Here is a 14078-nt window from a genome sequence, read left to right as displayed (position 1 = left end):
GTGTAGTCATGTGACTACGAAATCCGCAACAGGCCGCGAGAAAGCGCCCGCCGGCCGCGCGGAAGTCGCCGCGGCGATCCTGGAGGCCGCCACCGACCTGTTCGCTCAGCGCGGTCCAGCGGCGACGTCGATCCGCGACATCGCCGCGCGATCCAACGTCAACCACGGGCTGGTGTTCCGGCACTTCGGCACCAAGGAGCAACTGGTCGGCGCCGTGCTCGATCATCTGGGCGACGACCTCAGCACCCTGCTGGCAACCGATGTGCCCGCGGACGTGCTGGAGACTGCCCTGGACCGGCAGATGCGGGTGATGGCGCGCACCGTGCTCGACGGCTATCCGGCAGGTCAGCTGCAGAACCGCTTTCCCAACATCGCGACGCTGCTCGACGGGGTGCGGCCGCTGTACGACGACGATGTCGAGGCCCGGCTCGCGGTCGCCAATGCGCTTGCCCTGCAATTCGGTTGGCGACTGTTCGCGCCGATCCTGCGCTCGGCCACCGGGATCGAAGACCTCTCGGACGCCGAAGTACGCGCGGCGGCCGGGGCCGAGGTGCAACGGATCCTCGGGCCCGGCGCCCCTCACTGAGCCTGGATGGATTCCGCGATCAAGGCTCGGCGGTGCAACGGTTCGCGGCCCGGCGGTTGGCGCGGCGGCGACAGCAAAGGTTTGCGCGGACGCACCTCGACGGTCGTCGCGGACTCGGTGCTCAGCTTCAGGTCCTCGCCGGCGTGGCGGATGGTCAGCTCGCCGCCGGGCCCGTCGCGCAGCGTGTACGTGACGTCGGCGTGGTTGACGTCGACCGTGACCCGGAAATCTCGCCACCGAAGCCGAAACCGTAGTCGCGAAATGCCTTCGGGCAGTTGAGGATCCAGCGACAGCACGCCCTGGTCATCGCGTAGGCCGCCAAAGCCGGACACCAGCGCCGTCCAAGCGCCGGCCAACGAGGCCATGTGCAGACCGTCGCGGGTGTTGTGGTGCAGATCGCGCAGGTCGATCAGCGCTGCCTCATACGCGTAATCGTGGGCCAGTTCCAGATGCCCGACCTCGGCGCACATCACCGCCTGGGTGCACGCCGACAGCGACGAGTCGCGCACCATGCGCGGCTCGTAGTAGTCGACGTTGCGGGCCTTTTCTTCGGGCGTGAACGCGTGGCTCTGCCAATGCATCGCCAGCACCAGGTCGGCCTGCTTGATCACCTGCGCGGGATAGAGCCGCACGTACGGGTCGTGCAGCAGCAACGGGTAGGCGTGGTTCTCCTGGAAGTTCCACTCCGCAAACGTGGTGAAGCCTTCACATTGCTGATGCACCCCGAGGCCGTCGTCGTAAGGGATGTTGGCGCGGTCGGCCGCATCGCGCCAGGCGGCCTGCTCTTCGGTGGTCACCCCCAACGCCTTTGCCGCGTCGGGGTGCCGATTGCAGGCCTCGGTGGCGACGCGCAAATTGTTCGCGGCCATCAGATTGGTGAAGACGTTGTCGCGCACGATCGCGGTGTACTCGTCGGGGCCGGTGACGCCGTCCAGATGCCAGACGCCATGGCGGTCGTGATGCCCGAGTGACAGCCACAGCCGGGCGGTCTCGACCAGCACCTCAAGGCCGCAATCGGCTTCCAGGCCGTCGTCCCCGGTGACAACGCGGTACCGCTCGAAGGCCATCGCGATGTCTGCGTTGATGTGCCAGGCCGCGGTGCCGGCCGGCCAGTAGGCCGAGCATTCCTGCCCGCGGATGGTGCGCCACGGGAACGCCGCCCCCTCCAGACCCAATTCGGCCGCCCGCTCCCTGGCCAGGTCCAGGGTCGAGGCGCGCCAGCGCAGCGCATCGGCGACGGTGTGCGGCGCGGTGTAGGTGAGCACCGGCAACACATAGCCCTCGGTGTCCCAGAAGGCGTGGCCGTCGTAGCCGGTACCGGTCAACCCCTTGGCAGCGATCGCGCGGCGTTCGGCGCGGGCGCTGGCCTGCAGCAGGTGGAAGAGCCCGAACCGCACGGCCTGCTGAGACTCCGGGTCGCCCTCGACCTCGACATCGGCGCAATCCCAGAAGTTGTCCAGATACTTGCGTTGCGAATCCAGCAGCCCCTGCCACCCGCTGTAGCGGCCGCTGTGCAGCGCCGCGGCCACCTGGTCGCGCAGTGCCGGACGCGAGCGCATGCTCGACCAGCCGTAGGCCACGTATTTGACGATGCGCAGCTTCTGTCCCGCGCGCAGACCGCAGATCACCGTGGTCCGGGCCAGATCGGCACGCGCATCGGTGCTGACCTCGACGCGTCCGGGAACATCGACCTCGTGATCCATACCGGCGGCCATCATCAACGCGCTGCTGCGCGTCCGATGCATGAGAACCGCTCCGGTATCGGTGTGTTCGTGGTCGACCTCTTCGAGCGGGTTCTCCAGAATGGCCGACACCCGCGGGTCGGCGGAGGTTTCCGGCTGGTCCTCGTTGGTGACCAGTTCGGACTGCACCGTCACCCGGACGAACTCGTCGACCGCTTCCACGCAGTACTCGATGGCGGCGAGGCCGCGCTGGGCCAGGGAGACCAGCCGGGTGGACACCACCTTGACCTGCTTGCCGGCGGGCGAGCACCAGTGCGCCCTTCGGGTCATCGTTCCGGCGCGCAGGTCCAGATCCCGTTCGTGGGAAAGCAATTTGCCGTAGCGGACATCGAACGGCTCGTCCTCGACCAGCAGCCGGATGATCTTGCCGTTGGTGACGTCGATGAGCGTCTGGCCCGCTTCCGGGTAGCCATAGCCGGCCTCCGCGTAGGGCAGCGGCCGCTTCTCGTAGAAGGAGTTCAGGTAGGTGCCGGGCAGACCGTACGGCTCGCCCTCGTCGAGGTTGCCACGCAACCCGATGTGCCCGTTGGACAGGGTGAACAGAGATTCCGACTGGGCCAGCAGGTTCAGATCAAGCTGGGTTTCGCGGATATGCCAGGGCTCAACGGGGAAGGCTTCGTCGGTGATCATGACGGCAGCAGCTCGGCGAGGTCGGTGACCACCACGTCGGCGCCGTTACGGCGTAACTCCTCGGCCTGGCCCACTCGATCGACACCTACCACGAACCCGAAGTTACCGGCCCGGCCGGCGGCCACCCCGGATAACGCGTCCTCGAACACGGCCGCCGCGTCAGGGGGGACGTCGAGGAGCTGCGCCCCGCGCAGGTAGGAGTCGGGGGCGGGCTTGCCGGCGATGTGCTCGTCGCGCAGGGTGACGCCGTCCACCCGCTGCTGCACGAACCGGTCCAGCCCGGTGGTCTCCAGGACGTCGCGGGTGTTGGCGCTCGACGACACCACGGCGATCCCCAGGCCCGCGTTCGACGCCGCCTCGAGGTAGCGCCGCGATCCGTCGAACACCTTGACGCCGTCCTCCCTCAAGACCTTCTGGAACATCTCGTTCTTGCGGTTGCCCAGGCCGTAGATCGTCTCGGCGTCGTCGGGATCGTCCGGGCTGCCGTCGGGCAGATGGATGCCGCGGCTCTCCAAGAAGGAGCGGACGCCGTCCTCGCGCTTCTTGCCGTCGACGTATTCGCGGTAATCGGCGGCCTCATCGAAGGGAACGAACTTCTCGCCGGTGCGCTTGGCCCGGTCGGACAGGTAGGCGTCGAACATGGCCTTCCAGGCTTTGGTGTGCACACTGGCGGTGTCGGTGAGCACTCCGTCGAGGTCGAACAGGCAGGCACGCACTTTTTCTGGCAGACCCAGCGCTGAACTCACCGGCGGTCCTCGCTCTCTGGTCTCGGCGTCTGGCTTAACCGATACCCACTTCACCATGCCCGGTATGCGTGCCGCCAGGTGCGACGCCTGCGGGATCGCGATGGTCCGGTCTTGTCGGTGCTGGTTGCGATGATGAGGTCATGTCCGCGTCCGCGACTGCAGCCAGCGTCGAAGCGTCCCCTAAGGAACGTCTCGAGGTGCTCTTCGAGGAGTTGGCGGAGTTGACCGGTCAGCGCAATGCGATTGATGGGCGCATCGTGGAGATCGTGGCCGAGATCGATCGCGACGAGCTGTGCGGGATGACCGGGGCGCGGTCGGTGTCGGCGTTGGTGGCCTGGAAGACCGGCTGTTCGCCGGCCAACGCGCACACGATCACCACGATCGCGGGCCGGCTCAACGAGTTCCCGCGCTGCGCTCAGGGCATGCGGGAGGGCCGGCTGTCGGTCGATCAGGTCGGCGTCATTGCCGCGCGGGCCGGCGAGGGGTCCGATGAGCACTACGCGCAGCTTGCCGCGGTGGCCACGGTGACCCAATTGCGCACCGCGGTCAAGCTGGAGCCGCGACCCGACCCCGAGCCCCGGCGTGAGGTGGAGCCCTCGATCACCGCGACGGCCACCGAGCAGGGCAGCTGCTATCGAATCACCCTGGGCCACCATGACGCCGCGACGTTCGACGCGGCTTTGGCGTCGCATCGGGATGCCCTGATGGCCGAGTGGAAACGCGACCACGACAACGACGCGTGCGGTCAGCGGCCCCCGATGCCGGGCAGCGTTGAGGCGTTCATGCGCCTGGTGGAGGCGGGCTGGGACGCCGAGGCGACCCGCCGCCCGCACGGGCAGCACACCACGGTGGTGGTGCACCTCGACGTGCAACAGCGCGCTGCGGCCTTGCATCTGGGGCCGCTGCTCTCCGATGCCGACCGCCGATACCTGACCTGTGATGCCACCTGTGAAGTCTGGTTCGAACGGCACGGCGAGGTCATCGGGGCCGGCCGGGCGACCCGGCTGATCAACCGGCGGCTGCGCCGCGCCCTGGAGCATCGCGACCGGATGTGCGTGGTTCCCGGTTGTGGGGCCACCCGGGGTCTGCACGCCCACCACATCCGGCACTGGGAAGACGGCGGTCCCACCGAGTTGGCCAACCTGGTGCTGGTCTGCCCCTATCACCACCGCGCCCACCACCGGGGCCTGATCACCCTCACCGGACCCGCACACGCGCTCGTCGTCACCGATGACGCCGGGCGACCGCTTCGCCCGGGATCACTGGCACGCCCACCCACTCAACCCCCACCCGCGGTGCCGCCCTGCCCAGGACCCACCGGCGAACGCGCCCAGTGGTGGTGGTACACACCCTTCCAACCCCAACCACCACCCACCAACAACTGACCGGTCACCCGGGACGGTCACAAGCGGCGAGGTATCGAAGCTCAAATCCGTTGGGCCGCACAGAGTTCAGCATTCATCGGCAGCGAGCGCCACACCTTGGATCGCCCGCAGGCGTCCGTCGGCCAGTGCCCGGGTGAGGTTTTCGGCCTTGAGCCGGAAGTCGGAAACGAAGACATGCAGGCCCCAGCGGATCGGCGGGCTGAGACAGCATGGCCTGCATGAGGGCGACGGTGATCGAAGCATCGAGTCCCACAAGCCGATTGAGCCAGCGATGCGTGTCGCAGTATTCGGCGGTGAGATCGACGGCGGTGACCGCGCAGCCGTAGTGGTCGGCGAGGTAGCGGGCGGTGCCCCCGATCCCGCTGCCCGCGTCCAGAACCCGGCTCTCGCCGGTGATTCCGGCCAGCTCCAGCAGCTGGGCGGTGGCGAAGCGGCCCATCGTGTGGAAGTCCTCCAGCGGCCCCAGGTCGGCGGGTGTCAGGTGATCGAGATCCTTGCCGGCGTCGAGTAGGGCCCGCTCGATGTTGTTGCGCGACAGGCCGGTCGCGTACTGGTTTGCGATTGTGTTCGTCATTTCCGCACCCGTGCCCATGCGGTGATCATCGGGGGCATCGCGATGAGGGCGTTGGCCTCAATTGCGTCCTGACGGAGTCGCCGAACGAAGGTGTCGAGGTCGGCCACCTCGTCGATGGCGAAACCGTGTTGTTCGGCGACCGGGGATACCAGTCGCCACACCGCCGCGGCGTAGGCCAACATGTCGGTGTCGGCGGCGGTACCGATCGGCGTGCCCTGGGTGAGGCGCGGGACGTCCAGTCCGGCGTCGGTGAAGACGGTGTGCAGCGTGTTGCCGAACGCGGCGCTGAGCCCCATCGCCTCGAAGCCGCGGACAATCCCCGCCATCACCCGGCCGAACAGCTGCATGTCCGGGATGCTGCGCGTCGCTGTGATGTCGTTCTCGGAGAACGCGACAATCCCACCGGGGCGCACGAAGGAGCTCAGGCGTCGCAGCGTTGCGGCCGGGTCCGGTAGGTGCATCAGGATCAACCGGCCGATGACCGCGTCCACCGGTTCGTCCGGCACGATGGTGTCGACCGCGCCCTGGACGAAATGCACTGTGGGCAAGCCTTGTTCGACGGCCCGGCCCCGGGCGAGCTCGACCATCGCGGCCGCGGCGTCGACGCCGAGGACGGTCCCGGTCGGACCGACCAGCCGGGCGGCGACGAACGACACGTCACCGGGCCCGGATCCGATGTCGAGCACGCGCATGCCCGGTCGCAGCCCGGCCAGTCGCAGCGCGTGCTCGGTGTAGTGGTCGTAGAGCCGTCCCTGCAGGAGGAGCCGCTGCACCTCCGCGTCGGCGTGGCCCAACAGGTAGGTGCTGCCTGGTGCTGTGGCGCTCATCGCGTTGCCAGCCGTTCTCCGGCGGTGCTCGGGGCAACGGGAATGCGGTGCGCAACGCCGTGCTCACTGCGCCATACCGGGGATTGGCCCGAAAGCCGGGGATGCGCGGGCTGGGGGTGTTGCTGGTTCCGGTCGAACTTGTCCAGCCGGTGCATCGGTATCAGCGCGGTCAACATGAAGTTGCCCAGCTGTCGCATGAAATTGCCTGTGGTGCGCCGGGATTCCGGGCCGGTGACGTAGCGGCGCGCGATGGTGAGGAAATCCTCGGGTTCGACGCCGGCGACGTCGCGGACGTGCGTGGTCGGCGCGCCCACCTCCCAGGTTCCCTGGCCGTGCTCAGGAAGGTAGTGGCGCAAGCTGGACTGGAAGAACTCATCGGCGCCGAGCCGTTTGGCGTTGACGCGCACGGCGCGCATGAACAGCGCTGGTGGAACGTCCATGTGACGCACCCGCCTGCCCAACGCCGCACCGACCGCGTCTGCGATCTCGGCCCCCGAGAGCAGCGTCGGTCCCGTGGGCCGGTATGCGCGCCCGTCGTGCCGGTGGGGGTCGAGCAGTGCGCCGACGGCGACCCGCGCGATGTCCTCGTTGGAGGGCGGCGCGTTTCGCCCCGCCCCGGTCGGCGTCGGCAACACTCCCAGCTGGGCGGCCAGCGGGACCAGTTGCAGATAGTTGTCGGCGAAGTAACCCGGATCGACGGCCACGTGCGCCGTGTCGGGCAGGAGCTCGAACAATTTGTCGGTCAGCCAGGCTTGCCTCGTCATCAGCGACGGATGCTCCGGGCTGGCCAGCCACTGGCCGAGGGCCACCACCGCTTCCACGCCTGCGCGCCGGGCGGCCACGGCGAAGGAAACCGCGCTGTCGAGCGCATGCGGATGATAGGGAGGGTTGAAGTAAAGCCGGTCGACCCCGGCCATCGCACCCGAAACCTGTTGGATATCACACATATCGGCGATGACGACCTCGGCGCCCATCTCGCGCAACCGGGCGCTGCGTGCGTCGTCGCGATGCACCATCGCCCTGGTGGTGACGCCCCGTCCCAGCAGCTGGGCGGCGACCGCGCCGCCGATCTTGCCGGTGGCGCCGGTTACCAATATTCGTGTACTCATCGGAGCGCCCTTTCCTGTTCAAACGCCGGTTCCCTGGCTACGCGCGATCGACTGCCGCACGCAGCAGCCCGGCTTGCTGCGCGGATAGCTGCTGAACCACGTTGTGCGCCAACGTCATCGAATGGCGCATCGCATCAGAGGGCAATCCCGTCAACGTGGACGGGCCAAGGTGCCGCAACGCTGGTTCGGTGCTCATGGACAGAACGCTAAATCACGCAGACAAACAAATCAAGTGGCAAGCTGAAAAAAATGTCTATCACCAGGTAAGGCGAGCGGGAGGCCATCGACGCGGTGCGCCAGGCGTTGCGCTCTAGGGCCTCACACCTGTAGCGCGTTGATCCACTTTTCGAGGCGCCGGGCTTGCCGCGTCATGACTTCGGGATCGGCGAGGGCGTTGGTGAGGACCGCGCCGCCCTCGTAGGCGACGACGAGTTCGAGCGCCAGGTCGCGGGCGTCACGGCGGCCCATGGCGTGGAATTGCTGCTCGGCCCACTCCAGCAGGGTTTGCATGATGGGAGCGGTCAGGGCGGGCGATTGACCCGGCTGGTTGCCGAGCTCGGTGCACAGGGATCCCAGCGGACAGCCGTGCTCGGCGATCGTGTCGCGCGACTCTGCCAGCATCCCGACGAGCGCCTTGAGCCGGGCCTTGGGGCTCCCGTGTTTTCGCTGCAGGGCGGCGGTCGCGGAGCGGATTTCCTCGGTGCGCGCCTCGACAACGGCGGCCACGATGTCGTCTTTGGTCTTGAAGTAGTAGTACACGTTGCCCAAAGGCACCTCGGCGGCCTCCGCGATGTGCGCGAGGGTGGTGCCCGCGATGCCCTGGCGGTAGAACAGGTCGCATGCGGCGGCGATCAATCGCTCTCGCTTGCCGGTTGAGTCAGCCATATCACTCACGAACTATAGACGGCACGCGTCGATGCTCAGGTTCCACAAGTGATCCCGGTTCTCCGGTGTGTTGTGCGCGGTCTTGACCTTCTTCGGCCTGGCATTCGCAAAGTATTGCCCGGAAACATGCGCCGCGTCCGGCGAGCAGGCGAGGAACACCGGCGTGGCGGCGCCCTTCTCCATGGACCGTGAAAACGGCAGCGCCACATAGGAGATCGCCCGGAAGAGTCCATCCGCCCGGCGCATCATCGGCGTCCTGACGATCCCGGGGTGCACGGCGTTCGCGGTGATGCGCGTCGGGGCCAGTCGTTGCGCCAGCTCGATGGTGAACAGCAGCACGCACAGTTTGGACGCGGCGTAGGCGCCGATGGCGGAGAACCGCCGCTCGCTTCGCAGGTTGTCCGGGTCGAACCTGCCGGCGCGGTAGATGCTCGAGCTCAGGTTGATGACCCTGCCCTGTGGGCTCTTTTCCAACGCGCCGAGCAGCAACTGGGTCAGGTAGAACTGCGCCAGGTAGTTGACCTGAAACGTCGTCTCGTAGCCGTCCTCGGTCAGCACGCGCTGCGGCATCACGACGCCGGCGTTGTTGACCAGAACGTCCAGCCGCGGGTAGCGCGCCGCGAACGTGTCCGCCAGCCGGTGCAGCTGGGAAAGCGATCGGAGGTCGGCGGTGAGGTAATCGACGTCACGGTTGCCGGTGGACGCCACGATTTCGGATGTGACGCTTGCCGCCTTGGCCTCGTTGCGCGCGGCCAGCACAACGGCGAAGCCCTCGCGGGCGAGCGCGGTCGCGGTGACCTTGCCGATGCCGTCGGTGGCCCCGGTGATGAGGCAGATCGGTTGGTCCATGGGCTATTGCGTGGTCGTCTCGACTCGGGTGGGCCGCGCCAACATTCGCGACATCATCGATCGGGTGACCGCCGCCGGCACCAGCGCGGTGGTTACCCGGTTGAGCCGGCCCGGTATGCAGTGGGTCCGGTTGCGCTCCAGTGCGCGCAGCGCCTCGCGCGCGCAATCGTCCGGGGCCATGGGCGGCATCGGCAATTTGTCGGCGTCCAGGTCCAGTTCGGCGATCGCGGGCGTGCGAGTGGGCCCGGGCTGCAGCACCGTGACGTGCACTCCGTGCTTGGCCAGCTCGCCGTGCAGGCCGGCGCCGAGGCTGGCCACATAGGCCTTGGTCGCCGCCGTGTGCGCCAGGTAGGGCACCCCATGTTTGGCACCGAGGGCGGAGACCAGCACGATGCCGCCGCGGCCGCGCCGCGCCAGCCGCGCACCGAAGTGGTGGGTCAGACCCAGGTGCGCGGCGGTGTTGAGCCGCAGGATCGCCCGCTGCGCCTGCAGATCGGAATTCAGGAAGGGCCCGGGCAGGGCCGCGCCGGCGTTCGACACCAGCAGCCCGACGTCGATGTCGTTGGTGGCCTCGGTGATTGGGGTCAGCATGCCCGGATCGGACAGGTCGGCGCCCACCGCGCGATAGTCGACCCCGTACTCGCGCGTCAGCGCGGCGCCAAGCTCCTCCAGCGCGGCCAGTCGCCGCGCGACGAGGACCACGTTGATGCCGGCGTCGGCGAGCTGTTGGGCAAACTCGCGGCCGATCCCCGACGACGCCCCCGTCACGACCGCCCACGGCCCGAACCGATGTGCGCTGATACTCATGGTGTTTGGACCTCTCCTCGGACGCTCCATCGGAAGGGAGCGTGCTCGCCGTCTTAGTTGCTCAACTTACTATCCGCCAGGGATTCTTGGCAAGGGAAGAAGGTGGCAAAACGCAATATTTGGATAAAACGCCTGATAACTCTAAGATTGCGTCGGACCGGCCGGCTAGTTAATGTGTTGGTCAGCTGACTTAGTACGGATCGGAGTCGAGGGCGAGGATGAGTTTCGTCAAACGCGCGTGGATCCCGCTGGTCGTGGTGGTCCTGGTCGCCCTGGCGGGTTTCGCTGTCTACCGGCTGCACGGGATCTTCGGCGCTCGGGGCGCCGCGTCGGCGGTGGGCGCCCGCGCCGATGACATCAAACCCTTCAACCCCAAGCGGGTGACGATGGAGGTCTTCGGACCGGCGGGCAGCGTCGCCGACATCAACTACCTCGATGTCGACGCCGTGCCGCGGCGAGCCGACGCCACGGCGCTGCCGTGGACATACAGCGTGGCCACCACCGCCCCCGCGGTCAGCGTCAACGTCGTGGGGCAGGGCGACGACGACACCATCGGCTGCCGAATCACCGTGAACGGCGACATCATGGCGCAACGAACCGTGGCGGGAATCCACCCGCAAACCTTTTGCCTGGTGAAGTCCGCGTGATCGCGCGAACGGTTCGCCGGCTTTCGGTGCCCATCCTGCTCTTCTGGCTGGGGCTGGCCGCGGCCACGAATATCCTTGTGCCGCAACTGGAGGCGGTCGGGGAGGCGCACGCGGTGTCGATGAGCCCCGATGACGCCCCGGCGATACAGGCCATGAAGCGGGTCGGCCAGGTCTTCAAGGAATTCGACTCCGACAGCGCGGTCATGGTGGTCCTCGAGGGCCAGGCGCCGCTGGGCGACGCGGCCCACCGGTTTTACCACGACCTGATTCGCGCCCTCGGGCAGGACCACCGGCACGTCGAGCACATCCAGGATTTCTGGGGCGATCCGCTCACCGCGGCCGGCTCGCAGAGCGCCGACGGCAAGGCCGCCTACGTTCAGGTTTACCTCGCCGGCCGCCAGGGTGAGACGCTGGCCAACGAGTCCGTCGACGCCGTGCGACGCATCGTGTCAAACGTCCAGGCGCCCAACGGCATCAGGGCTTACGTCACCGGCCCGGGGGCCGTGATCACCGATGAGCTGGAATTCGGCAACAAGAGCGCCCGCAAGGTGATGGCTGTGACCGTCGGGGTCATCGTCCTCATGCTGCTGATCGTGTACCGCTCGTTGGTCACGGTCCTGCTGACGCTGCTGATGGTGTTCATCGAGTTGCCCGCGGTCCAAGGGGTGATCGCATTCCTGGGCAGCCGCGGCGTGCTCGGGCTCTCGACTTTTGCGGTGCAGATCCTTCCGATCCTCGCGATCGCCGCGGGCACGGATTACGCGATCTTCGTGGTGGGCCGGTATCAGGAGGCCCGGCAGGCCGGCCAGGACCGGGAGGCGGCGTACTACACCATGTTTCGTGGCAGCGCCCACGTGGTCCTCGGCTCGGGCCTGACCATCGCCGGCGCGATGTTCTGCCTCAGCTTCACCCGGCTGCCCTATTTCCAAACCCTGGGGGTGCCGTGCGCGATCGGGATGTTCACGATGGTGGCGGGCGCGCTCACGCTGGGTCCGGCCATCATCACGTTGGGCAGCCGCTTCGGCCTGTTCGACCCGAAACGGAAAATCACGACGCGGGGGTGGCGGCGGGTGGGAACCGCCGTCGTCCGCTGGCCCGCCCCGATACTCGCGGCGACCTCCGCGGCCGCTCTCGTCGGGCTGCTGGCCCTTCCGTCGTTCACGACGAGCTACAACGACCGCAACTACCTGCCCGCGAGCACGCCGTCCAACGTCGGCTACGCCGCCGCGGCGCGGCACTTTTCACCCGCGCGGCTCAATCCGGATCTGCTGTTGGTCCAGACCGACCACGACATGCGCAATCCCGCCGACATGCTCGTCCTGGACCGCGTCGCCAAGGGTGTCTTTGCGGTCGACGGCGTCGCGCGGGTCCAGTCCATCACCAGGCCGCTGGGCGCGCCGATCACGCACACCTCCATTCCCTTTCAGATCAGCGCGCAGTCCGCCACCTTGACCGAGAACATGAAGTACCTGCACGATCGCATGGCCGACATGCGGGCCATCGCCGATCAGATGACGGGCGTCATCGACACCATGCAACGCATGCTCGCCCTGATGCGCCGGCTGGCCGCCACCACCCACGACGTCGCGGTCCAGACGAAGCAGATCGTCGCGGACACGACCGAAGTCCGCGATCGCATAGCCGATTTCGACGATTTCTTCCGGCCGCTGCGCGGCTACCTTTACTGGGAGCGGCACTGCTTCGATATCCCCATCTGCTGGGCGCTGCGATCGGCATTCGACGCGCTCGACGGCGTCGATAAGGTCACCGACGACTTGGGCGGTCTCGTCAAGGACACCGACCGGCTGGATAACCTGATGCCGCAACTGATCTCGCTGCTGCCGCCGATCATCGACGCCACGACGACCATGCGCACGATGACGATGACGATGTACAGCACGTTCGCGGGCCTGCTGGACCAGCTGGACGCTGCACAGCAGAACGCCTCCGCGATGGGCCAGGCGTTCGACGCGGCCAAGAACGACGATTCCTTCTACCTGCCGCCGGAGGTCTTCGACAACCCGGACTTCAAGCGCGGCCTGGCGATGTTCCTCTCACCCGACGGTAAGGCCGCCCGCCTCGTCATCACCCACGACGGGGATCCCGCGACCCCCGAGGGCGTCTCACACGTCGACGCGATCGAGAAGGCAGCGCACCACGCCGTCAAGGGAACTCCCTTGGAGGAGGCCAAGATCTACCTCGGCGGCACGGCGCCGACGTACAAGGACATGAGTGACGCGGCCAAATACGATCTGTTGATCGCGGGTATCGCCGCGGCCTGCCTGATCTTCATCATCATGCTGGTGATCACCGGGAGCGTGATCGCGGCCCTGGTCATCATCGGCACGGTGGTGCTGTCGCTGGGCGCCTCGTTCGGACTGTCGGTGCTGGTGTGGCAGGACATCATCGGTATTCCGTTGCACTGGTTGGTCATAGCGATGGCCGTCATCATCCTGCTGGCCGTGGGGTCGGACTACAACCTGTTGCTGGTTTCGCGGTTCAAGGAGGAGATCGGGGCCGGCATCAAGACCGGCATCATTCGCGCCATGGGCGGAACTGGCGCGGTGGTGACTTCGGCGGGGCTGGTGTTCGCCTTCACCATGTCGTCCTTTGTGTTCAGCGACCTACGGATCATCGGTCAGTTCGGGACGACCGTCGGCATCGGGCTGCTCTTCGACACGCTGGTGGTGCGGTCGCTGATGACACCGTCGATCGCCGCCCTGCTCGGGCGCTGGTTCTGGTGGCCGCGACGGGTGGGCGTCAGCCGTCCCGCGCGGCGGCCCCGCCTGCCCGACGCCGCTTCGGTTCGGACGCCCAACGAAAGCCTGCGCTCATGAAATTCCGCCGCGCCGCCACGCAGACGCTGTCCGACTCGATACGCATCGCCGCGCCGCCGGACGAGGTGTGGGAACTGATCACCACCGTCGCCAGCATCACCGAGTGGTACGACAGCTGGGACGCGGTGCAGCACCACCCCGACGACCAGCGGCTCCAGGTGGGCACGTCGTTCCGGCTGATCCGGCACCGCGGCGGCGGCGACGACACCGCGCTGTGCCGGGTGACCTCGCTGGAGCCGCGCAGGCGGATGTGCTGGGTGCAGTCGGCCCCCCACCGGCCCACCATGTCGGTCGAGTTCGCGCTGAGCGCCGAGACCGACGGGGGCGCCGGCACCCTGCTCAACCACACCAGGAGCTGGATCGAACGGGGAGCTGGGTAGCGCGTGACGGGAATCGCGGAATCAGTTGCCCGAAAACGGTTTCCAGTCCGATGCGCACCGACGGAGACGTCGGC

At 67.5% G+C, this 14078-nt stretch carries 14 protein-coding genes; 5 read left to right on the top strand and 9 right to left on the bottom strand.

Annotated features, from left to right (window positions below; genetic code table 11):
- Nucleotides 1–10 precede the first annotated feature (10 nt).
- Nucleotides 11–586 (top strand): TetR/AcrR family transcriptional regulator, encoded by a 576-nt coding sequence (locus ACIUM1_RS09660; protein WP_406816955.1) that lies wholly within the window; start codon nt 11–13, stop codon nt 584–586.
- Here ACIUM1_RS09660 and ACIUM1_RS09655 read toward each other — a convergent pair.
- Both ACIUM1_RS09655 and ACIUM1_RS09650 read right to left on the bottom strand, forming a co-directional pair.
- Entirely contained in the window at nt 580–2958 is a 2379-nt protein-coding gene (locus ACIUM1_RS09655) for a glycoside hydrolase family 65 protein (RefSeq protein ID WP_406816954.1), read from the bottom strand. The two genes, ACIUM1_RS09660 and ACIUM1_RS09655, sit on opposite strands and share 7 nt — an antisense overlap.
- On the bottom strand, nt 2955–3761 hold the full coding sequence (locus ACIUM1_RS09650; protein WP_406816953.1) for a beta-phosphoglucomutase family hydrolase: 807 nt from the start codon (nt 3759–3761) through the stop codon (nt 2955–2957). Before ACIUM1_RS09650 ends, ACIUM1_RS09655 begins: the two co-directional genes overlap by 4 nt.
- An 83-nt stretch (nt 3762–3844) precedes the next feature.
- On the opposite strand from ACIUM1_RS09650, the gene ACIUM1_RS09645 reads away from it, so the two are divergent.
- A complete protein-coding gene (locus ACIUM1_RS09645; protein WP_406816952.1) occupies nt 3845–5089 on the top strand; it encodes an HNH endonuclease signature motif containing protein in 1245 nt (414 codons plus the stop codon).
- 73 nt (nt 5090–5162) lie between these two features.
- Here ACIUM1_RS09645 and ACIUM1_RS09640 read toward each other — a convergent pair whose 3' ends face one another.
- The 7 genes from ACIUM1_RS09640 to ACIUM1_RS09610 form a co-directional block, all read right to left on the bottom strand.
- Nucleotides 5163–5663: an SAM-dependent methyltransferase gene (locus ACIUM1_RS09640; RefSeq protein WP_406816951.1), complete on the bottom strand. Its 501-nt coding sequence runs from the start codon at nt 5661–5663 to the stop codon at nt 5163–5165.
- Nucleotides 5660–6490 carry a class I SAM-dependent methyltransferase gene (locus ACIUM1_RS09635; protein WP_406816950.1) on the bottom strand — a complete coding sequence of 277 codons (831 nt, stop codon included), beginning with the start codon at nt 6488–6490 and terminating at the stop codon, nt 5660–5662. Before ACIUM1_RS09635 ends, ACIUM1_RS09640 begins: the two co-directional genes overlap by 4 nt.
- Complete coding sequence (locus ACIUM1_RS09630) at nt 6487–7599, bottom strand: NmrA family NAD(P)-binding protein (protein ID WP_406816949.1); 1113 nt, start codon at nt 7597–7599, stop codon at nt 6487–6489. Before ACIUM1_RS09630 ends, ACIUM1_RS09635 begins: the two co-directional genes overlap by 4 nt.
- Before the next feature lie 37 nt (nt 7600–7636).
- A complete protein-coding gene (locus tag ACIUM1_RS09625; protein ID WP_406816948.1) occupies nt 7637–7795 on the bottom strand; it encodes a hypothetical protein in 159 nt (52 codons plus the stop codon).
- A gap of 122 nt (nt 7796–7917) precedes the next feature.
- Nucleotides 7918–8484 carry a TetR/AcrR family transcriptional regulator gene (locus ACIUM1_RS09620; RefSeq protein WP_406816947.1) on the bottom strand — a complete coding sequence of 189 codons (567 nt, stop codon included), beginning with the start codon at nt 8482–8484 and terminating at the stop codon, nt 7918–7920.
- 12 nt (nt 8485–8496) lie between these two features.
- Nucleotides 8497–9333 carry an SDR family oxidoreductase gene (locus tag ACIUM1_RS09615; RefSeq protein ID WP_406816946.1) on the bottom strand — a complete coding sequence of 279 codons (837 nt, stop codon included), beginning with the start codon at nt 9331–9333 and terminating at the stop codon, nt 8497–8499.
- Nucleotides 9334–9336: 3 nt separating this feature from the next.
- Nucleotides 9337–10140 carry an SDR family NAD(P)-dependent oxidoreductase gene (locus ACIUM1_RS09610; RefSeq protein WP_406816945.1) on the bottom strand — a complete coding sequence of 268 codons (804 nt, stop codon included), beginning with the start codon at nt 10138–10140 and terminating at the stop codon, nt 9337–9339.
- Between the two features lie 218 nt (nt 10141–10358).
- Between ACIUM1_RS09610 and ACIUM1_RS09605 the strand changes: the two genes are divergently transcribed.
- From ACIUM1_RS09605 to ACIUM1_RS09595, 3 genes are read left to right on the top strand one after another with little or no spacing between them, the layout of a single operon-like run.
- The gene (locus tag ACIUM1_RS09605) at nt 10359–10787 is read left to right on the top strand and encodes an MmpS family transport accessory protein (protein WP_406816944.1); all 429 of its coding nucleotides are present in this window, start codon (nt 10359–10361) and stop codon (nt 10785–10787) included.
- Entirely contained in the window at nt 10784–13624 is a 2841-nt protein-coding gene (locus ACIUM1_RS09600) for an RND family transporter (protein WP_406816943.1), read from the top strand. The genes ACIUM1_RS09605 and ACIUM1_RS09600 overlap by 4 nt, the downstream gene beginning before the upstream one ends.
- Nucleotides 13621–14004: an SRPBCC family protein gene (locus tag ACIUM1_RS09595; RefSeq protein WP_406816942.1), complete on the top strand. Its 384-nt coding sequence runs from the start codon at nt 13621–13623 to the stop codon at nt 14002–14004. The genes ACIUM1_RS09600 and ACIUM1_RS09595 overlap by 4 nt, the downstream gene beginning before the upstream one ends.
- Nucleotides 14005–14078 lie beyond the last annotated feature (74 nt).

Source organism: Mycobacterium sp. M23085 (assembly GCF_045343915.1).
GTDB lineage: Bacteria > Actinomycetota > Actinomycetes > Mycobacteriales > Mycobacteriaceae > Mycobacterium.
Note: the sequence above shows the minus strand (reverse complement) of the source record. Positions and strands in the feature narration are given on the sequence as shown.